This window comes from Desulfobacula sp. (genome assembly GCF_021107415.1).
This window is the reverse complement of the sequence record NZ_JAIOSW010000120.1, coordinates 19249-41501: the sequence shown is the minus strand read 5'-3', so window position 1 is coordinate 41501 and position 22253 is coordinate 19249. Positions and strand designations below refer to the sequence as shown.

The following is a 22253-nucleotide window of genomic DNA, read 5'->3' as shown; positions in this document are numbered from 1 at the left end:
TTAACCGTTCCGCACTCATTGGATGGGTTGAGAAAAGCACCTGGGCAGAGCTTGGGCTTTCTTTATGAAGGGACTCAAGCATTTCCATGAGCCCCACAAATCCTTTGGCAGGATAGCCTGCTTTAACCATATACTCGTTGCCAAGATAATCTGCTTCTCTTTCATTATCCCGGCTGTACCTGGACAAGAGCAATCCCTGGCCCAGCATGCCAAGCTGTTGCGCCAGCTGGCCGAGGCCGGCCCCTTGAGAACTTGCTGCAATGGATAAGCCGCTCACAAGCATTGAAGAAAGCTGGCCTTTGGACATCTGCTCTGCTGCATGCCTTGCATTGACATGACCCAGCTCATGGCCTAACAAAGAGGCCAGTTCCGCCTCATTATCAAGTTTCAATAAAATCCCCCTTGTAACGGCAATGGAGCCTCCGGGGAACGCATATGCATTGATATATGTTGCATTCACACATTGAAAATTATAGGGCATCTCAGATCTGTGAACATTTGGCAGCAATCCTTTGCCGATATCTGAGATATATTGATTGATTTTAGCATCCTGGGTAATGCCATAATCTGAAGAAAACTGGAAGGGTGAATGCTGTTTATCTATCCCGACCTCCTGCTGTTGGGAAACCATCATCAGCTGTTTTTTCCCGGTGACAGGATCAACGGCACACCCGGTAAAAAATATCGGGCCTGCAATGGATGCAGACATGACTGCCGCGTATTTTAAAAATAGTCTTCTTGAAATCCGATTTATTGGTATTGCTTTATTCATTTTTCTTTGCTAGTCCTATCCTTTGTACAACCTGTCAGTTTATAGAGATGGAACTAATGGCTTTTCTCAAACAGACTGATAATTAATAAAATAAGGCCCAGTCCAAGTAAAAAACAAAAAAACGGCAGTTCATAAATCAAAAAATCCACTGAATTTTGTATAACAGCAACATCTATCAGCTCAATAATGGCCTCAGATCTGTCTTCTCCAATCATTTTTGAAATCGTTAACTCAACCCAAAAATTTTTGCTTTCCATAAACCCGGAGATACCAGCGAAAATACCCAGAAAAAAGCCTGCCAGTAAGGAATAAATCCCAAGTCTCGTCATCATATTCTTTTTTCCTTATTCCTAATTTGTAAATACACCATGCCTTAATATATTCTGCAAGTATTGCTCAAGTCAAACTATTTTCCCCGGGGCAATCACATGTAAAATAAAAATTACTCTTTATATTTGAGCCCATTGGTCTTTTTCAAATTTTTCCTCCTCCGGACTCATATTTTCATGTTTTTATTTGGGGGTAAAACTGAATTTTTGTCCGCCAATGGCTGCTTCATACATTAAACCGCCTTTTATGTGGACGAAAACCGCCATTCCCCTTGAATAATTTATATCTGCATAGTTCCCTGTGGCAGGCCCGGCACTTGCCCCTGCAGTGGTACCTTCCGTCCCCGCTTTTGCCTGTGCACCGGCGGTGATGGCCACGGCAGATGCAGTGGCATCAAATTCAAAATTACCACTGGTGAATTCAGTATAGGACCGTTTGTCCTGGAAAAAGATAATTTCGGAAAATGCCTGGCCCCCCAGTTGGAAACCAATGCTGAGTTTTGCCAGAGAAACTGTTCCAGTGAGTTTACCCTTTTCATATATCCGGCCTTCCCCATAGGCACCGCCAATAACGATACCTCCTTTTCCCACGGTTGGGAAAACCGCATATCCATAACAGGTTTTGAAAAATGATTTTGTTGCATCTGACTTTTTAAAGATATTGATGGTATCTGAATAATTGTCAGCAAACGCAACAGGTGATAAACTCAATCCAAACAAAATTATCAGTAAAAATAGTCCGAATTTCAAATTTTTCATTTTATTTCTCCTTTAGTGCTTGTTCTTCAGCCGCAGCCGTGGCAGTGGCTTCAATTATTTTTGCCGAGCAATTTCGAAGCCAATTTTTCATTTCATACAATAAACCCATAATCAAACATCATTAAATTGATACTGCTAATGCGCAGGTTTAATTGGTGTCAAGTTGAGCGCTATTTTACTTTATTTTAAATGAAAATAGAAAGTACTTTCTATACTTTAACTGCAAATAGGCAAAAAATAAGAATTATATGAGCCAGAGACACTATTGCCGATTGTTCTTGTGCATTCAGCTTAATATATAAAACAATTGTTTTTACTTTTAATTGATTTTGCCTGAAAATAATATTAAATATTGAGTACATCAAAACTTAATTTTGTCTAACATGCTTTTATTGTTGCCATGCACGCAAAAAAATTTTAATCTCTTTACTGACAAGGAAAACCTATGCCATTCCAACATATAGTAGATGATAATAGGGATATTGTGGTCTTGAAATCTATTGGGGATGTTTCTGTGCCAGATATCATGACTGAAATCAAAAAAGCGATTACGACCAAACGCGGCGATGGTATCACCCGGCGTCTGATTGATATGACAGATCAAAAATTCTCTTATGATCTTGAGGATGCACAAAAAGTTCTGAACGCCGTGCAAATAGAAGCCAAGGTGTTGCGCCCAAAAAAAATAGCCATACTATTCCAGGAAATTCCCGATAGCTTTGATTTTGACAAAATAGAATCACTTCTGAATTCTCCAATCGTAGAGATAGGTATCTTTATCGATAAGATAAAAGCCATAGAGTTTCTCAACAAAGGACAACAAGAAAAAGAGGACAACAATGACCCTCCCAAGGCAGTGTGGACACTCAACCCTCAATAATAAACCCTATCCATATTATAAGCTATGGCAAATGAGAATATATTAAAAAAAGTTGGGTTTGCATCCTTTATCATGATGGCATCCGTATTTGCCAGTCGTGTCATCGGTGTTTTCCGTGAAATGGCCATTGCAGGCTTTGGCGGAATAAATGCAGGGGTTGATGCCTATCAGATTGCATTTATCATTCCTGAAATCCTTAACCATATTGTTGCAAGCGGGTTTCTTTCCATCACCTTTATTCCCATATTTGCCCTTTATCTTTCCTTAAACAGAGAAGATGAAGGATATAAAATTCTTTCTATTATTATGAATGGTTTCGGGCTTCTTCTTGTGGGTTTTATTCTGGTCACCATGATATGGGCGCCAAAATTTGTCAACATTTTTGCGCCGGGCATTCAAGATCCTGACACCTTTGCCCTTGCCGTAAAGATGACCCGGATTATCATTCCCGCCCAGTTTTTCTTTTTTACTGGCGGACTTCTTATGGCCGTTCAGTTTGCAAAGGAAAAATTTTTCATCCCTGCCCTTGCTCCTTTGATTTACAATTTAAGTATTATTTTGGGCGGACTCATTCTGGGTCCTTTCATGGGTATGGAAGGATTTGCCTGGGGAGTACTGATCGGAGCATTTATTGGTAATTTCGGACTTCAGCTGATGGGTGCTAAAAAACTGGGGATGCGATATTACCCAATGCTGAGCTTTACTCACCCTGATTTAATAAAATATATTAAGCTCACACTTCCTTTGATGATAGGCCTTACCATGACATTTTCAACGGAAATTCTCTTAAAATTTTTCGGATCTTATTTAAATGAGGGCAGTATTGCTGCTATGAATTATGCCCTCAGAGTGATGTTTATTCTTGTGGGACTTTTCGGGCAGGCCATCGGGGTCGCATCCTATCCTTTCATGGCCAAACTTGCCCAAAAAGGTGACCTTTTTGAGTTAAACCGCCTGTTAAACAAAACATTGAAATTTATTTTTCTTGTTATGCCCTTTTCCGTTCTTTTTATTGTTTTAAGCCATGAAATCGTAACCATTCTTTTTCAAAGAGGTCAATTTGATGCCCAGGCGACCGTCTTAACTGCAGGGGTTCTGCAATTTTTCATGGTGGGTGCCTTTGCCTTTTCAGCTCAGAATATTGTTTCAAGGGGATACTATGCCATTCAAAACACTGTTTTTCCCGCCATTTTTACAAGTCTTTGCGTTATAGTCACCCTTCCTTTGATTTTTTGGTTCATGAAAACAATGGGTCCTAAAGGAGTGGCGTTAGGATTATCGCTATCTGTTATCATTCAGGCATTTGTCTTGTTTGAATGCTGGAACAAAAAAAGTTTAAATTCCGGGAAAAAAGAGGTTTATCTCTTTTTTCTTAAAATGGTACCCATCAGCCTGGTGATTGGTTGCATTCTTTTTGTCACTGCTGTTGCCGCAAGAAATTTTATTAATCACTCCACCTTTGCAGGTTCTTTTACCATTGCTTGTCTTATCGGAATTGAATTTTTGTCTTTATTTTTCTTAACCGGGTTTATTTTTAAAATACCCGAAATTCTTACTCTCTTTGAAACCATTTTTAACCTGAAGGTCACATGCAAAAGGATTTTCCCATGGACAAAAAAATTACCTTAGTTGCTAAAAAAATTAAAGGCTCAAAACAATTGATTGTCTTTACTGGTGCCGGTATCTCCACGGAAAGCGGGATATCTGATTATAGAAGCCAGGGCGGTATATGGGATAAATTTATACCCGTATACTTTGATGAATTCATGTCTTCTAAGGCATCAAGGATCAAATACTGGGAGCAACGGCTTGACATGGAAAAAAGCCTGTCAGTCGCCAAACCCAATACAGGCCATAAAAGCCTTGCCAAACTGCATGAGCTTGGGATTCTAAAAGCTTTGATCACCCAGAATATTGATGGATTACACGAAGAATCAGGTATTCCAAAAGAGAAAATTATTGAGCTTCACGGCAATACCCGGCGTGTCAGATGCATGAGCTGTAAAAAACTGATATCCTGGGAAAAGGCCGAGGCCATGATAGATGCAGGAGACAAGGCGCCTGTTTGTTCGTGTGGCGGTTTTTTAAAGCCGGACACGGTTTCTTTTGGTCAGGCCATGCCGGTCGAACAAACCCAGAGAGCTGCCATGCTGTCAAGCAAAAGTGATGTCTTTATTGTTGTGGGCTCCACACTTCTGGTACAACCGGCAGCCTTGATGCCTGAATATGCGAAAAATGCCGGCGCATTTCTTGTCATCATCAATCTTTCTGAAACACCCTATGATAAGGTGTGTGACGTGCTGATCAGGGGAAAGGCAGGCGATGTCCTGAAGAAAATTATGGACCAGGTCATAGCATAGGTCATCCCTGACTAAATTCCCATCCAAATTTTAAACTTTAAATTTCTTCATTAACTCCATAAAGTGTTCAGCTATTGTTAAAAGGGCCATTGCATTATCATTGAGTTTATGGCTGCTCTCCTGAACCTGCCTGGATCCCTCTTCCACCACTGTGATCTCTTTTGCAATTTCAGCGGCAACACTTGCCCCTTCATTCACATTATTATTCACCTCGGATATTTCAGCTGAAACATCATTAATATTTTTAGCGATTTCATTAGTGGTCACATTCTGCTCTTCCACTGCGGCTGATATACTTGAAATAGCTTCATCAGACTCTTTTATGATAACTGTAAGCCCGACCACCTTTTGGGTTACTTCTTTGGATTTTTCTTTAATCCATCGCAATTTTTCATCGGCCTGCAAAGTTGATTCATTGGTTTCACTGGCAAGCTCGGTGATTTCCTGGGCAACAACGGCAAAGCCTTTTCCAGCCTCCCCTGCCCTTGCAGCTTCAATTTTAGCATTCAGGGCCAGCATACTGACCTGTTCAGAAATGGCTCGGATCTCATCGGTCACGATATCCACATCATTTGCTCTTCCCCCCAACTCATCCACCACTTGGGTAATAACCTTAAACCCTTCAACAACCTGTTCGGTAATTTCTTTAGACGAGCTGACGTTCTTAGCAATCTCACTGACAGTTACACTCATCTCTTCAATAGCCGAGGCAATGGCATTTAAGGTATCTGTTGATTGTTCCATGGAGGTTGCTATGGATTGGTTATTACTGCTCATCTCTTCTGCCGCAGCAGAAACAGTAGTTGCTTTTTCAGATGTATCTGTACTGGCAGTATTGAGATTCTCTGAAATATGGCTGAGTTCAGTTGCAGAACCGGATATGGTATCAGAGTTTTTTACAACCTGTATGATCATTTTCCTTAAGTCTTTTGTTACCAGATTAATTTTTGAAAGAATATGGTTTATCTCATCCCCTTCTTTGACATCATAGGTATGGGTAAAATCTTTCTGCCGCAAATTTGAAGTGGCAGAAAGAACCATATGAACTTTTTTGTTCACCAGAAAATGAAAAAATAACCACATAAAGAGAATAATAACCATAAGCCCTGCAAGCCCGATAATAATACTGACCATTTTGCCATCAGCAATCGCTTGTTTAATAGCCATTTCAGAAGAAAATACGGAAATGCCACCCAATACTTTTCGTTTTTCACCATGACAGTGAAAACATCTTTGTTCATTTAAAATGGGATCATTTTCCAATAAGAATGGCGTACCGGCAAAGGGTACATGAAAAGACCGATTAGAGGGTTGGCCGCTTCCCAGCATGGAAGATATATCTTTTTTTGAATTATCATCCAGAAAATCACCCATTTTTTTACCCACTGAATTGATATCAGTACTGAAAGAGATCACACCATTAAAATCATATACAAATACTTTAAGATCTTTAATCTGCTCATTAAGGCGCTTGAACTGGGTTCTGACGGAATCATTATCTCCAATGGCGAGCGCATCAAACATGCCGCCTTCAACAGCCCGGGCAAGCATCTTGTTCTGGGCTTTCATCTGAGTCTCAGCAGATTTAATCTGAAATGAAATATTGAACCAAAGGTTTGTAAACACAACGGCAACCACTATGACAGATACCGGAATTAGCAGCCGGAGCCATAATCGACTACTTATAAATTTAAATATTTTATCAAACATATTCTTAGATTCTCCAAACTATTTAATGTGCACCACCAAATAAAAGAGGCTTAAAATCAAAAGCTTCTATCCTGTTTTTACTATGGCATGTATTACAATTTTCCATGCTGACATCCCGGATAATTAAATCCGGATCTTCGCTTTCAGCATGGAGGCTCCCTGGGCCATGGCAGACTTCACAACCGGCATCTTTTAATTGTGGCGTTTTTTCTTCCGAGATAAACCCGCCTTTTTTACCATATCCTGTTGTATGACACTCAAAACAGGATTGATACTCTTCAGGCGTCAACTTTTTTTCCATCTTTTTTATGCTTTCAAAAGATTTAGCCTTTTTGGAATATTCCATAAAGTTGGAATACTCATGTTCATGGCAATCGTTGCATACCTCAGAGCCGACATACATCTTGTCCTCTGCCGAACTGCTGCTGATACAAAATGAACACAAAAAAAACAACCCGATAATAATATATTTTTTCATTTTACCCCTCTTTAAAATCTGTTCCAATTTTAAAACTTACTCAACATGCTTTGAGACAAGTGTGGATAACATAATAAAGCGTATTCCGAAAATCAAGAATTTTTTAAGTATTTTCATAAGTTAACCGGAATCCTGACTTGATTGCCGGCCTTATTCTTAAAAATCAAAAATAAGTTTTCTTTTCCATATAGATATAAATCCCGTGTCACCCTTACATCCTGTTTGCAATACTCAATTATCTTGTCAATTTTACCTTGTTCCCACCATTTAAGTGCCATCAGGCCATCAGCACTTTTGCTGCACCCAAGGGTCTGTGTTGCCAGATGATCAAGGGAAAGCCGATAGCCTAATCTTTCATGAACTTTTATCAGGATATCCAGGCTGGGAAGTGAAAAAAAATCAAATTTAGAAAGCCCTGACAATACCTTATAGTCAAACTTGATAATATTAAAACCGATCACCAGATCTAATTTTTGAAGATCTTCACAAAGCAATTCAATATCTTTCTGGAGATATTCCTGGTAAATATCGGTTTTTGAATCGTACAGCACAGCACAGCTGACCCCCATTTTTTCAGCCCTGTTCCACCCGCCAACCTCTTTTGCGGATCTTCTGGTTTCTATATCAAGAACTCCATATCGCAAATTTTCTTTGCAGGTTACTTTTAAATTAAAATCTGATATTTCTTCAGATATGGATTCAACACCGGGTTCAAAATCGGACTCAGAACGGGCTTCATTGATTTTATAAACCGTTTCTTTTTCTTTACCGGATAAAATCATATCAAGAATCTTTAAAGACGCTATCTTGTCAATGGGCCGATTTCCTGACCCGCATTTGGGAGAATGCACACAGGCAGGACAACCTGTTTCACATTTGCATGATCTGACGGCATCAACGGTTCTTTCAAGAAGTTCTTGTGAATGTTGAAATGCCTGTTCAGACAATCCAAGGCCTCCTGGAGCACCATCATAAATAAACACGGCTGCTTTCCCGGTCTGGGGATGAAAAGGAATGGAGATTCCCCCCAAATCATTTCTGTCCGTCATAACCAGCAGCGGCATTATTCCAATGGCTGCATGCTCCAACGCATGAATCCCGCCCATAAAATGCATTTGGTCAGACTCAATTTTATCTCTCACATAATCGGGGATTTCGATCCAGAGCCCCTGGGTCTCAAATTCAAGTTTTGGCAAATCCAATGGTACGATACCTATGGATTTCTGATTAGACACAAGCCTTTTGTCATACCCGGTCACCTGTTCTGTTATCCTTAATTTCCCAAATCCGACCCTGGTGCCTTTGACCCTGCAGGAATCAAGCTGTTTAATAATCATTGTGGATTTTGAAGACCGCGCCTTTGTGAAATAATGCACATCTTTTCTTTTTGCCTCAACAACCCCATTCTCATGGTCAAACCGTGTGATGACATAGGACTTACCCCTGTGCAGGTAGACGGCCCCTTCATGGGTTTCAAAATAGGACCTGTGTTTATCAATATCTCCAATACTTTTTTGGGGGCTTTGTTTTGTCTTCTCAAGAAAGATGGGAAAATTTTTTCCGGTTCCTCTCAAATTAACATCCCTGTGGGGTGATTTGCGGGCTGCATACCACATGTCCCCCTGACGGCTTCTTAAAAGCCTGCCGGAATATTCAAGTTTTGATATGGCTTTTTGAATTGTCTTATCACTTAAGAACGCCTCAAACCGGTCCAGGCTCATTTCTGCTGCTGCACATTCCAGATGCTGTTTGAGTATAACCATGTTCCAGGGATTGATAATGGCCTTTTCAGGTGGCAGTTTAAAAAAAACATCTGGATGGTTGATAAAATATTGATCCAATGCGTCTTCATGGGCAATGAGTATCAATGCCGAATCCTTGCCGTCCCTGCCGACACGGCCGGCTCTCTGCCAGGTGGACATAATGGTACCGGGATATCCGACCAATATGCATATATCCAGATTTCCAATATCAATTCCCAGTTCAAGGGCACTGGTGGACACCACAGCTAAAAGCTCTCCTGTGGCAAGTTTTTTTTCAATAGACCGTCTTTCCTCGGGCAAAAACCCTGCCCGGTAGGCAGTGATCCTGTCTGAAAAAGAAGCGGCTCTCCGAGATGCCCAGATTGCGATCAGTTCTGTAATTTTCCTGGATTGTGTATAACAAATCGTTCTCAAATTTCTATGAATAGCTGAATGAATCAAGGCAATCGCTGTCTGGGCAGCCCCTTCAATGCCTCTCATTAAAATAACATCTTTTCTGCCTGCAGGAGAACTGGATTCATCCACAACACTGACATCAAGACCTGTTAATTTTTGGGCCAGGGATGCCGGGTTTGCAATGGTGGCAGAACAAAAAATAAACACGGGATCTGCCCCGTAAAGACGGCAAATTCTTTGAAGCCTTCTGAACACCCAGGCCATGTTGGAGCCCATAATACCCCGATAGGTATGGACTTCATCAATGACAATGTATTTTAAATGTTTAAAAAAGGTTTCCCACAAATGGTGGTGGGCCAGCATGGCCAAATGGAGCATTTCCGGATTTGACAATAGAATATGGGGAGGTACCTTTCTGATCTTTGATTTTTGATAGGAGGAAATGTCCCCGTCATATACAGCAGCCTTTAATTGCAGAGCAGTCCCGTTTTCTATCCCGGCAGCGCGCAATAAACCTTGAACCGTTTCCAGTTGATCCCGGGCCAGTGCTTTTAAAGGAAACAAATAAAGGGCATGGGATTGCGGATCTTCAATGAGTTCATCTATCACGGGAAGGTTATATATAAGACTTTTACCACTGGCTGTGGGTGTGGCAATAACAGTGTGAATACCGTTATGGATCATTTCTATGGCTTTTTTCTGATGGTTATAAAGCCTTTTGATACCTAAAAATTTTAATAAAAAAGATAAATTGTTTTTAAGTTCAGAATCACTAGAAGCAAAAACAGCCTCTTTGGGCGGAAGGATTCTGTGGCAGACAATATCCCCGGAAAATCCCTTATAATTTTTCAGGGATTGAATATATTCGTCCAGACTCACAAAAGGCTCCTTAAAAATTGTTTCCCAGCTTGACAGCTCATATAGCATAGAGTATGAAAACTATTCAAGCAAAGATAAACCTCCATAAGGCTTCAGGAGCACCTCATAGATGACACAAAAGTATGAAATTAAAACAAGGAAAACAATTGATACAATTAATCATTTGCTGGATGATGGAATAAAAAGAATCAGTGTCCTCATCCGCCATTCCGACAGATTCTTCCCAGAAGATGCCAGATGGGAACCCTTTATGGGATTAACAGATGACGGCAAGGATTTTGCCGTTGATTTCGGCGCTGCCCTCGGGTCAAACCCGTTGCCGAAATTGACTTCCAGTTTTATAGGCAGATGCGTTGAAACCGCCTATTTGATTGATAAAGGCTATACAAAAAAACACAACCGGGCCATTGACCACAATTGCCTGAATGATATGCTTTCACCCTTTTATGTAAAGGATGTAGAAAAAGCCGTTCCTTGTATTGAAGAACAAGGAAATACTCTTTTTTTACGGAACTGGTTTGATAACCATATTGATGAAAGTATAATGGAAAATCCACAAAGGACATCAGACCTTTTAAGTGAATTTATGATTGAGCAAATAAAAAATCTCAAAGAAAACCAGATGGCCATCTGCGTATCCCATGACTGGAATATTTACCTTTTAAAAGAATTTAAATTGGGACTTAAACATGAAACCACAGGAAATGTGGATTACCTCGACGGGCTTGTCTTTTTTGAAAAAGAGAATCAATACTATATTACCAATTACCAGACAAACCCAATATTATTGTAATAAATTAAATACAAGGAAATCATTTTGGAAAAAACAAAAATAACTGTCGTGTGCGAAAATCAGGCCGGTGCAACAATTGGGGTCATGGGTGAGCATGGGTTTTCTGCACTCATAGAAAAAAACAATGAAAAGATCCTCATGGACACCGGCCAGGGCCTGACCCTGAAAGCCAATGCAAATGCTTTAAAAATCAATTTGTCTGAAATCAGGAAAATTGTCTTGAGCCATGGTCACTTTGATCATACAGGCGGACTTGCAGATTTAATGCCCCCAAAAGGAATAATTGACGTCTATGCCCATCCGGATATCTTTGCTCCCAAATATGCTCGCCACGAGTATGAGAACAAAAAAGAAGAAGTATTTATCGGAAACCGGTTCAGCCGGGAATACCTTGAATCCAATTTGAATGCCAGATTTCATTTTAAAACAGAATTTTCTGAAATATCTGACGGTATCTTTTTTTCAGGTGTTATACCCAGGCAGACAGACTTTGAACAACCAGACAAGAGACTTTTGGTTAAAGAGGGGTCCTCATTTATCCAGGACCCGTTACATGATGACGCATCTCTTTTGATCGAGACATCATCCGGCCCTGTCATCCTGACAGGATGTGCCCATTCAGGCATTGTAAACATCATGAATCATTTTTCTAAAAAAACAGGATACAAATCCTTTTATGCGGTTATTGGGGGAACCCACCTGGGATTTTTAAATTCCGACAAACAGCTTAAAAAAACCATGGATGCATTTGAACAATATAATCTTAACCTCATCGGTGTTTCCCACTGCACGGGCAATGAGGCCGCTGCTGCCTGCTATGACCGGTTTAAGGATAAATTTGCCTTTGCCAATGCAGGATGGAGCGCCTGGTTCTAAATTTATCAGGAGAAAATGAGACAGCAGGCTGTTAATCAAACCGGTATAATAAATGAAATCTTAAAAGGGATTGTGGATCGGGTTACGTTTCATAACCCTGATAATGGCTGGTCAATTCTCAGGGTGATGCCCTTTAATAATCCCCAGGGCCAAGAAACTGTTATTGTGCATCAAACAAAAGTGTTTGCCGGTGCTACAATGGAATTTCAAGGGTCCTGGATAGTTCACCCTAAATATGGCCGCCAATTTCAGGCAAGTATTGCAAAAGAAAAAAAACCGGCAACAATTGCTGCATTGGAAAAATACCTTGGTTCAGGTCTTATTAAAGGTGTGGGCCCTAAAACCGCAAAAAAAATAGTTAAGCATTTTGACAAACAAACGCTTGATATATTTGAAAAAAATATTGAAAGGCTCACTGAAGTACCCGGCATTGCTCAAAAAAAACTTGATATGATAAGTGCAGCCTGGACAGAACACAAAGCAATTCGGGAAGTGATGATGTTTTTACAGTCCCATGGCATCAGTACCTTGTTTGCTGTCCGGATCTATAAAGAATACGGTGATAATGCCATAAAAATTGTTACGGCAGATCCTTACCGGCTGGCAAATGATTTTTACGGGATTGGTTTTTTCTCGGCGGATAAAGTTGCATTAAGTATTGGGCTTAAACCTGACAGTCAGCAAAGAATAATGGCAGGTATTAAGCATGTTCTGGCAGCAAGCAGAAATTTCGGACACTGCTATCTGACAACATCTCAAATCAATGACCAGGTCAAAGAGCTATTACAATTGGATCTATCTGATAAACTGCTTGAGCTGTTACAATATATGGAAAAAGAAAAGCTGCTCATGGTTCGTGATCTTCTTGTGGCCAATGGTACAAGCGCGCAATGCTATTATTCAAAATCTTTATATTTTGATGAACTCTATGTTGCAAAAAGAATTTCTGATATTGGCAATCCGCTAAAGAATGAAAAAGCAAAAGTGGAAAAAAAAAGAGTGGAACGTTGGATATCTTTGTACTGCAAAGCAAAAAATATTTCTTTAAGTGATGAACAGGCTGCCGCTGCTAAAGGCATTGTTGATGAGAAATTTTCAATCCTTACCGGTGGGCCGGGATGCGGTAAAACAACCGCTACTCTTGTAATTGTCAAATTAATTGAGGCCATGGGGTTAACGGTTCTTTTGGCAGCACCAACAGGCAGAGCAGCTCAACGCATGACCGATGTTATTGGAAAAGAATCTAAAACAATCCATAGATTATTGGGATGGCAAGGCGGTAAATTCAAAAAAAATGAAGAAACACCTTTAAAAACAGACTTTCTCATTGTGGATGAATGTTCAATGCTTGACATCAACTTGACAGCATCACTGCTTAAAGCAGTTCCTAAAAACGCTCAGGTGTTGTTTATTGGAGATTCCGACCAATTACCTTCAGTGGGTGCCGGCAATGTTTTAAAAGATATCATAGCATCAAAAGTAGTTCCCTGTTTTAAACTGACAAAGATATTTCGGCAGGCCCAAAACTCTCTCATCATTAAATATGCTCATCAAATCAACAACGGAGGCATGCCCTGGATTGAATCGCCATTCAAAAAGCCGGGTATATGGCAGGATAAAACCGATTGCCTGTTTCTTGATGCAGACGAGGCGACTAAAGAGCAGATAAGCTTTATTACAAGGGTAAAAAGGTTTTATGATTTAAAGCTTTCTGAATTGGAAAGCAATATATCTGAAAAATCTGATGGGTCTGAGCTTTTTGAGTTTCGGGTCCAGGAACCGATTATTCCTTATGAGACAGAAATAACTATCCCTAAAAAATTTGAATTTGTAAATCTGCAAGAAGTGTATAAGGCTGAAACCAAGGTTGAAGAATTACTCTCCGTTGTGAAGAAAGTTCACCCCTGGTCATCACTTCATTATGGACTTTCAGCTTTGGATATAGTCAGAAAGCTTTACCAGGAATGGATACCAAAATATCATGGTAATAATGAAATACAGATCCTTTCTCCCATGACAAGGGGAAGCCTTGGAACACTCAGTTTAAACAAAGTAATTCAGGAGACCTCAAACCCCTTTGTTCAAGGCAAACGGCAGTTAAAGGTTGGGGAAAAAATTTTCAGGACTGGCGACCGGGTCATTCACAGGCGCAACAATTATGATCTGGGCGTTTTCAATGGTGATATTGGTGTTATCAGGGATATTGATAATATTAATTTGACCTGCACCATTGCTTTTCATCCTGATAATAGACTGATTCACTACAAACAAAATGATATCATGGAACTTGATTTGGCCTATGCAATCACCATACACAAATCCCAGGGCAGTGAATTTGAAATTGTAATTATTCCGGTTCTTACCCAGCATTTTAAAATGCTTTTTCGAAATTTAATTTATACCGGGTTAACCCGTGCAAAAAAACTGGCAATCTTTGTGGGCACCCGAAAAGCCCTTGCAATGGCTGTTAAAAACCAGGATATCAGCAAAAGACAGACGGCTTTGAAGGAATTATTGATGTCCTGATTTGAGTTACACAAGCACCTGACTAATTTTTGTTAGGAATTTGCTGCATCCTTGCTACTTCAATCATGGTTTCCACTCGAATGAGCCTGTCGTTCATCCGGCGGACATCTTGATCAATACGATCTACCTTGTCCATAAGGATGCTTAATCTTTCGTTCAAAAGTATTCCTGCCCTCAGAGCCTCCATAACTTTTTCACTGACACCCATTATTGAGCCTCCAGCATGGCATGAGTATCATCAAGTCTTTTTTCAATTTCTTCAATTTTTTTAACGAGTTCTTGTGTTGTCTTTATCATAGTGTCTGCTAAAGCCTCCAAAAAAGCATCATCTTCATTTGAAGACTCACTATTAAAAGCATCAACTGCCTCCCTCACAACGTTTGCAAAAGAAACTTTTTTGGTCTTTGCAATCTGATCGACTCTTTTAATCATGACAGGTGGCATAAGAATCGGTTTTCTTAGCATTGTTTCTTGTCGTGCTGATGTACTCATTACAGATCTCCATGTATTTTTTCATCTTAAAGGTAGCTTACAAACAAAATATAGCACATGTGCAGCACACGTACAAATCTAATATTTTTTCAAGTGCTAATTATTCTAAACCTTTTGACGGAAAATGGAAAACGGCATTTTGTTTTTTGCAATGGGTCAATAATTCTTTAAAACAGCTGTTTTTCGCAAGCATGTTTTCCGAATCAGGTATGGCTGAAAAAAAGGCCTTGCTTCCAATAACAATCAATTTGGTTTTTGCCCTGGTCATTGCTACATTCAGGCGGTTGGGGCTGTTTAAAAAATCAGTGAGCAGATGATCCGGGTCTGAGGAAGTTATGCCAAAAATAATAACATCCCGTTCTGCTCCCTGAATCCGTTCAATGGTATCCACCAAAGGAAGTTCCATATCTTCCGGCAGTTTTTCTCCAAGTTTTTTAACAATGGTATTGTTCTGAGCCCTGTGGGGTGAAATCAAAGCCATTTGATCCAATGACAATCCATGAAATATCATCAATCTGTAGGCCAGTGCAGCCATTAGGTCTGCTTCCATATCCGATTTCTGGGAACATCCCTGGTGGTCAGCCAATACGAGTACAACCGGTTTTGCAGGATCTAAAATTTTGTCATATTCAGGGCTCTTATTTAAAGGCTTATCCATGACAAGTCTGGCATTGACATTAGCCGGTGCCGGGTACAGCATGTTTTTATACCAGGTTCTGCCAGAGAAAGCACAAATCTCTTTGTTCATGCGATAGGTAATATTAAGGGTTTCATGATGCGACTCTGGGTATATGTCCAGAAAATTTGCTAAAATAGACCGGTCCAAAATCAGACCAGCGTCCTCCCTGGGATATTCTCCATAATCTCCTAAAACAATGGGCGGCAGCTGATTGACATCCCCCAGAAATAAAAAATTGCCCCTGCTGTAAATCAGGCTCAGCAGAGCCTGGGGTACGGGCACCTGGGAGGCTTCATCAAAAATAACCCAGTCAAGGGTCTGGGGAAATTCTTTATTTTTGCTGTTAAAAAGGGTGTAAAATCCATACCCTGTGGCACCCAGGATCAGCCAGGGTCTGTCCAGGATATCATTTGCATCATCAGAAAATTCCACTTGCATGCCTCTGTGGGTCTGTTCATCCATTTTTTTATTGACATCTATTTTTTCAGACTGGCCTTTTTCAGACTTTTGGGGACGGCCCCATTTGATGCAATGGCCAGGAAAAATACCCGGGAAATAAAGGTTCGTAAGTGAGACCACCTTTTCCAATACCGTATCAATGGCTTGATGAGTCAAGGCGCTCACTCCTATTCGAAGTGGCCTTTGAGCCTCATGAGCCTGCAGGATCAATGCGATTAAAATCCATCCCAGCAGATGGGTTTTTCCTGTTCCGGGAGGACCTTGAATCATGCTTGTCCGGTATTGAAAAACAAGGGCCAACGCACGTTGCTGGGAAGAATTAAGGCCGTGATGACTGCGGATCAGCCATTTTTTCAGCCAGGAGACCGAATCAGAAGACTGCCGGCCCAAAGCCTGCCCTGTAAGCAGTTGAAGCAAAGAATGGGGCCGGTTCCCTGCAAAAAGAGTCGTTGCAACATGGGTCAACTTTGCCTGGTTCAAGTCGCTTATATCCTCTTCCAGGGAATATAAAAAATGTTTACTTAAATGCATTTTCCCGGATCTGGAAAGAAGTGATATTTCTCCTGCCTCCATATCATATTCAGCCAGGATAACGGAAAAACCATCTTGAATATCAAAGATACCATGGGGAGCAAGTTTGAGAAAATCTCCTTCACGAAATTTCGATGACCGGGTTTCCCGGGAGGTTTTAAGAATATAAAGAAAACGGCCTTCATGATCCAGCCTTGTGTGACCAAAACTTAAGTACCCAATGGCCCTGAATCGCAGCATCCTTTCCTGAAGCGTCCGCTCCTGGAGTGTTAATATATCATTCTCCTGTAATCGTTGCTCCTCTTTGATGAATCTGAGATACGGTAAAACCATGACGTTTTTTTCCATACCGGTATCCAATTCTTTTATCCATTGACTTTCCAGATAAGAACAGGCCTTTGTATATAGTTCGCCCATGATGGAGAGGCTGGATTTGACCATTGATTTAAGACTGTATACTTCTAATTTGGGCACTTCTAATTTGGATAATTCCAAACCATTTGCTGCATGATAATGGAACAGAGTTTCGGGATGATCCACTTTAGTAGTACACCCAAATACATGACCTAGGTTAAACAAAGAAACAATTCCGGGGACGGGCATATAAAAATGTGCCTTAAAAACCCTTCGCAGATCTGTCCACGGACTGGGCTGGGTCTGCCATAAAAACAAAGGTTTTTTCCCTTGCTCGGCCTCTCCCCATTGAAGAAGAGCCAGCCGGGACCCTGAAGCAAAATGGAAAATATGGGGGCATTTGCCATTGGATATGCTCTTTTCCCATGAGTTTAAAATCAGGTCTGCAAATTCTTGCCAGACACTTCTTCGATCCTGATCATTTTCCATTATCCACACATGAGATTCTATTGGCGTGCCTAAAGGATCAATCACTTGGTATCCAAGGGCTCGTGGAAGTCCGGTCAAAGGGTCTCTGGTTACATGGATGAAAAAGGCCCGGGAAATATTACCGGGAAAAAACCGGGTATTTTTTCTTACCAGAAAAATTTGGTTTTTTAGAAAAGCCTCACAATGCCCTAGAAGCTGTTTGTTCTGTTCCAAAGTAAATCCTGTTTCCATGCCATCTGGATCTTTGTCACAGAAATTTTCTTTAGCGTCAGAGGATATTTTTTTAAGAGTTGTATGGGTTTGGGCAATGGTAGCGCATCCCATTTGCCGCAATTTCAATAATTCCCCGGGAGTCAATCCGGGTAAAAACTGTATTTCTTCGTTTTCAATGGCAGTATGATAGCACACTGAAAACCAGTCACAGGATACACAATGGGATCCAAGCCTGTGATCTGCATCAGATGCCGATCGGGACAAGAAAGTGTGCAGATCTTTAAAAAGCATGGGAAAAGCTGCCAGATACGCCTTTAGATCAAATCCATGTTTTTCATATGGTATGTTTTTTCCGGATGGCCGGGTGATTAAAAAACCAGTGCCGGCCACGCTGGCGCAAATGCCATGGCAATTGATTATTTTTTCCAAAAGCCAAGCATAAAATGTAACCTGCCATTTATGGTGGAAACGCGGAGAGAGTGTGCTTTTGATATCTCCCACTTCAATAACAGCTCTTTTTTCCCCTTTAAACTCTTTTACAGATAAGAGAAGAAGATCAGGAATACCGATTCCATTCATGTTGAAACTGTCAGGTTCCAGGCTGTCGGATTTCAGGTCATCCACTTTGAGCAGGCATTGTGAAAGAAAAACCGGTTTGTTGGCAATATCCCGGGATGTTACCTTTTGTATCAACGTATTCAACTGTTCTATAAATGCTTTAAATCTCGAATCCTGCGATTCTGTGTTTTTTATGGAGATGATAGTTGCGCCCTGTTCCTTCAGATGCGCCAGAACCTGTTTTTCATGGATGATCCCCTGGTTCATGGAAAGGGTTCTAAGCTTATCATGATTTTGAGCCGGGGAAGCAAGACCAAGGAATTTAAAACAGAACCGCCTTTGACACTGTGCATGGAAAAAGTAATCACTGACCATGGTAGCAGTAAGGGTAGCAGCAGGGTCCAGATTAAGACAGATTTGCCTGCATTGATCTGACTGGAGAAAATTACGCACTTTTTCAAGCCCATCTTTTTTGACTTTTTTCTTTTCGGTCTCCAATAAAGAATCCTTGATCATGATATCAATGGCGCAGGGTTCTATGGTTTCCTGAATAAAAGCCCCAGGGACAAGATTTGCCTTGTCACCGGAAATAATTTTTGAAGGGGTATCACGATAATGGGCAAAAGCACGTGCCACCCGATGGTCAAAAAGAAAATCCGTTAATTCCTGTATGAGCAGGTCCTTTGGCAGAGTTTTACAAAACAGATTCAAAGGAATAAGGCTGCCAAGTATTTTAAAATGTCTTTTGACCCAGGTTTGAAACTCTTCGTGGTTTACCGGTAGTTTTAACTCCTCAAACATGATCCAGTGTGAGCATTCCATACCGATCTCATCGGATGTTATAAACAATTCATCATCCATGAAATTTTCCCTGATACTCCACTCCAGTATCAGGTTGCCTGCCGAACCTATGAATGTCCTATACCGAAAAGGTGCATTTTTGCCGGATACAACTTCAATACCATTTTCCAGAACAACTTTTTTTTCACCCTGTTTAAGCCCTCCAAGAAAAAGTTTTTGGGTCCGGGCAAAAAGACGGGTTTTATCTTCTATTTCACCTGTTTTAAGGATATGACCCATGGCCTTTGCAACTTCATAGGAAATATGGGGGCCCATGCCAATCCAGGCCAGCTGTTTTTCATCTTGACCTTTAGAAGGCCTTGCCAGCACCTTTTTCTGCTCGCGTGTATCAATTTTTAAAATTCTAAGAAGCCTTCCGGCAATATAGACTCTATCTCCTATTTCCATCTGGGAAACAATGGATTGTGGGATATCTGCAACAGCCTTATCAGATACCAGCAAAATATATTCCTCTTCTGCTTCAGGAAAATTTCCCCAGATTTTATAATCAAAAAGGTAATTGTGATATTGCCACCCCCCTCCAAAAAGACCAGGCATTCTAGACTTTTTTAACCAGCGTTTCTTTTCAAGTGATGCAAAGATAGAGGGCAAAATATCATGCTGGTTTGAAAAAAGAGATTGCAGGGCAGGCAGGGAAATCTCTTTTTTTTCATAAAGACAGGATATCACCTGCTGGCTCAATACACTGGGCAATGTCCTGGCACAGGGAGATTCAATCATTCCTTTGCGCGACAATTCAAGGAGGGCAAGGAAACGCACCACCTGGTCTCCTGCGCCTCCGCCACAACAAAGCCCCCAGAAATTGATCTGATTTTCACGACGATTGGCCCTGCCGATTCGTTGAAGAAAACTCGATACAGAACCCGGCGGCTCATATAAAAGCACTGCATCCACATCCCCCACATCAATGCCAAGCTCCAGGGTGCTGGTGGCAATGCACAGGGCACAGGAGCTTATACGAAACCTGTTTTCAGCCTTCTTTCGTTCCCGGGGCTTGAGATTAGAGTAATGCAGTTCACAAACCCCTTGAAATCTTCCGGTCCTGTTGACAATACCAAACAACCTGTCGCAGGCAGACCGGCTGTTGACAAAAATAAGTATTTTCCGATACTGCCAGGACTCATACAGATCATTGAGAAGAGCCGGGAACTCTGATTCTTCCTGTTTAATATGAAGCAGGCGTGCAATGATGTTTCTCTTGACACTGGTAATGATACGCTGTGTATCTACCCTGAAACCAAAAAAATCAATGACGGAATCCACCTGGGCAATGGTAGCTGACATGGCTATTTTCTGGAGTGCCCTTCCTGTTCTACGTTCAAGGCGGGTAAAAAGATAGACAAGATGGTGTCCCCTGTACTGGTGGATCAAGGGATGAACCTCATCAATAATCACTATTCCCACCCGAAATAAAAACCCCTTAAGATCTGCATTGGCGCTTCCCAGCATCACATCCAGGGATTCCGGGGTGGTGAACATGATATCCGGACGTTTTCCTCCTGCGCGCTTGATATCACCGGTTCGAATGGCAAGGTTGAGCCTTAGACGCTCTGTGATAACAGATTCAAATCGCCTTTTTAAATCCATGGCAAGGGCTCGGGTGGGGATGATATATAAAACAGCAATTTTCCTGCCGGAGTTGATTACCCGCTCCAGACAAGGAGCAAGCACTGCCTCGGTTTTACCTGATCCGGTGGCAGCCTGCAGCACCAGATCACAGCCCGAAAGTATAGGCGCAGCAGCTTCTCTCTGAGCGCTGTGCAGACTTATAAAAGCACCATAAAAAGCACGGAATGTATTGGGAAGTTGTAAAAGCAGTGAATCAGGCATTAACCTTCTTTTGCTGTTCCAGATCAAGTTGATTGACTAAAAATTTTAATTTCAGGCGTGCTTCAACACCTGATAACTTAGACAGTTCCAGGTTCATCTGACGTTGCATTAAAGCGACAGTAGGCTTCCACTTATAGGCACCCGCGTGGACGGCAATAAGTTTATGGATCAAGGTTTCCCATTCAGTTGATGAAAGATCATGCAGCTTGTGGATATTGATATTTTCCCACGCCTTGCTGTAGTTCTTGTTAAAATAGGGAATCTTTATTGGAGGAGTTCCATTTTTACTATTTTTTTTGATCCTGACCCGGTCATATGCTTCATCTGCAAGACAGGTGAAAAATTCATTGGTAAAAGCGAAAACAGGATAAAACCCATTGGTTTTTATTTCGGGATAAAAAATTTTATTGAGGAGTTTATAACTTTTACTGCGACTGGTAATACGGGTTTGTGCAATGGATTCTCCTTCATCAAACAATACAAGCCATCCCTTGAATCCAATTTTTTGAAACAATTTTGCCATCCCTTGAACCATGGCAAGGTATTGATCCTGGTTCTTGCAGACCAAAGAATTTTCCTTGTAAAAAGATACCTGGCGATAATAAAAAACAGACCGCAGCCGCCAGGCAGGAATATTTTTTCCCATGAGAGCATTTTTTAAAATCCAGGAAAATTCCCGGGGTTTGAACCTGTCATGTTTTCTTAATTTTCTTTTTTCAGGAGGGATTGAAATGTTTTTCTGGGCCATGGCTGTTAAAATTGCCTTAAAGCGGTGGGGAATCTCTTCAGGAATAAGATCTGAACAGGTTTTTTTCTTATTTTCAGGCATTGCCAACCATTTATTGACAAAAGTTTTCCAGACAGTAACAAAAGAATTTTGCCCATTTGGAAATTCCATTGCCGCCATCACTGCCCTGTAAACATCCTTAAAGTCATGGAAGGGCACTTGCCGTGGATCAAGATTAACATAACTTATCACAAAATTTTGATCCAATGCCCTTTGTTTAATATAATTAAGGCTGTGGGATTTCCCCTGTCCATAGGCACCGCAAATGCAGAGATGGGATGGTTTGTCCCTGTCCAGGGCTTTGACGCCTTTATCGAAAACTTTATTTAATTTTGTCTCGCCTGTTGTGAGCAACCGCACTCCCAGGGGGTCAAAAAGCCCTTCGCGCAAACGCTCCACTACTCTGCGAAGTTCAAAATTACCGCCTGCATTTTTCAACAGGGTATCAAAATCAAAATCATCCATTTATATGTCTCCGG

At 41.0% G+C, this 22253-nt stretch carries 16 protein-coding genes; 6 read left to right on the top strand and 10 right to left on the bottom strand.

What is annotated here, in order from left to right; all coding sequences use genetic code 11:
• The 3 genes from K8S13_RS06540 to K8S13_RS06530 all read right to left on the bottom strand — a co-directional run.
• Positions 1–772 (bottom strand): M48 family metalloprotease (locus K8S13_RS06540; RefSeq protein ID WP_291461376.1); only part of this gene is annotated, 772 nt, incomplete at its 3' end.
• 53 nt (positions 773–825) lie between these two features.
• Entirely contained in the window at positions 826–1104 is a 279-nt protein-coding gene (locus K8S13_RS06535; RefSeq protein ID WP_291461373.1) for a hypothetical protein, read from the bottom strand.
• Between the two features lie 180 nt (positions 1105–1284).
• Entirely contained in the window at positions 1285–1860 is a 576-nt protein-coding gene (locus K8S13_RS06530; protein WP_291461372.1) for a lipid-binding SYLF domain-containing protein, read from the bottom strand.
• Positions 1861–2305: 445 nt separating this feature from the next.
• On the opposite strand from K8S13_RS06530, the gene K8S13_RS06525 reads away from it, so the two are divergent.
• The 3 genes from K8S13_RS06525 to K8S13_RS06515 are packed head-to-tail and all read left to right on the top strand — an operon-like array spanning position 2306 to position 5100.
• Positions 2306–2740, top strand: a complete 435-nt coding sequence (locus tag K8S13_RS06525; RefSeq protein WP_291461371.1) for a hypothetical protein — start codon at positions 2306–2308, stop codon at positions 2738–2740.
• 24 nt (positions 2741–2764) lie between these two features.
• Entirely contained in the window at positions 2765–4369 is a 1605-nt protein-coding gene (gene murJ, locus K8S13_RS06520; RefSeq protein ID WP_291461369.1) for a murein biosynthesis integral membrane protein MurJ, read from the top strand.
• Positions 4348–5100, top strand: coding sequence for an NAD-dependent protein deacylase (locus tag K8S13_RS06515; protein WP_291461367.1), 753 nt, complete (start codon positions 4348–4350; stop codon positions 5098–5100). The genes murJ and K8S13_RS06515 overlap by 22 nt, the downstream gene beginning before the upstream one ends.
• Before the next feature lie 30 nt (positions 5101–5130).
• On the opposite strand, the gene K8S13_RS06510 is transcribed toward K8S13_RS06515, so the two are convergent.
• From K8S13_RS06510 to K8S13_RS06500, 3 genes are all read right to left on the bottom strand, one after another.
• Complete coding sequence (locus K8S13_RS06510; RefSeq protein ID WP_291461365.1) at positions 5131–6810, bottom strand: methyl-accepting chemotaxis protein; 1680 nt, start codon at positions 6808–6810, stop codon at positions 5131–5133.
• Between the two features lie 22 nt (positions 6811–6832).
• Positions 6833–7288 carry a cytochrome c family protein gene (locus tag K8S13_RS06505; protein ID WP_291461364.1) on the bottom strand — a complete coding sequence of 152 codons (456 nt, stop codon included), beginning with the start codon at positions 7286–7288 and terminating at the stop codon, positions 6833–6835.
• A 113-nt stretch (positions 7289–7401) separates the two neighbouring features.
• Positions 7402–10326 (bottom strand): DEAD/DEAH box helicase, encoded by a 2925-nt coding sequence (locus tag K8S13_RS06500; protein WP_291461362.1) that lies wholly within the window; start codon positions 10324–10326, stop codon positions 7402–7404.
• 109 nt (positions 10327–10435) lie between these two features.
• On the opposite strand from K8S13_RS06500, the gene K8S13_RS06495 reads away from it, so the two are divergent.
• The 3 genes from K8S13_RS06495 to K8S13_RS06485 are packed head-to-tail and all read left to right on the top strand — an operon-like array spanning position 10436 to position 14521.
• Complete coding sequence (locus K8S13_RS06495) at positions 10436–11119, top strand: histidine phosphatase family protein (RefSeq protein WP_291461361.1); 684 nt, start codon at positions 10436–10438, stop codon at positions 11117–11119.
• Positions 11120–11143: 24 nt separating this feature from the next.
• Entirely contained in the window at positions 11144–11995 is an 852-nt protein-coding gene (locus tag K8S13_RS06490) for an MBL fold metallo-hydrolase (protein ID WP_291461360.1), read from the top strand.
• Between the two features lie 15 nt (positions 11996–12010).
• Entirely contained in the window at positions 12011–14521 is a 2511-nt protein-coding gene (locus K8S13_RS06485; RefSeq protein WP_291461359.1) for an AAA family ATPase, read from the top strand.
• A 22-nt stretch (positions 14522–14543) separates the two neighbouring features.
• On the opposite strand, the gene K8S13_RS06480 is transcribed toward K8S13_RS06485, so the two are convergent.
• The 4 genes from K8S13_RS06480 to K8S13_RS06465 all read right to left on the bottom strand — a co-directional run bounded on the left by K8S13_RS06480 (position 14544) and on the right by K8S13_RS06465 (position 22239).
• Positions 14544–14729 carry a hypothetical protein gene (locus K8S13_RS06480; protein WP_291461358.1) on the bottom strand — a complete coding sequence of 62 codons (186 nt, stop codon included), beginning with the start codon at positions 14727–14729 and terminating at the stop codon, positions 14544–14546.
• A complete protein-coding gene (locus tag K8S13_RS06475; protein WP_291461357.1) occupies positions 14729–15013 on the bottom strand; it encodes a hypothetical protein in 285 nt (94 codons plus the stop codon). Before K8S13_RS06475 ends, K8S13_RS06480 begins: the two co-directional genes overlap by 1 nt.
• A gap of 100 nt (positions 15014–15113) precedes the next feature.
• Complete coding sequence (locus K8S13_RS06470) at positions 15114–20987, bottom strand: DEAD/DEAH box helicase (RefSeq protein WP_291461356.1); 5874 nt, start codon at positions 20985–20987, stop codon at positions 15114–15116.
• The gene (locus K8S13_RS06465) at positions 20980–22239 is read right to left on the bottom strand and encodes a BREX system ATP-binding domain-containing protein (RefSeq protein ID WP_291461355.1); all 1260 of its coding nucleotides are present in this window, start codon (positions 22237–22239) and stop codon (positions 20980–20982) included. The genes K8S13_RS06470 and K8S13_RS06465 overlap by 8 nt, the downstream gene beginning before the upstream one ends.
• Positions 22240–22253 lie beyond the last annotated feature (14 nt).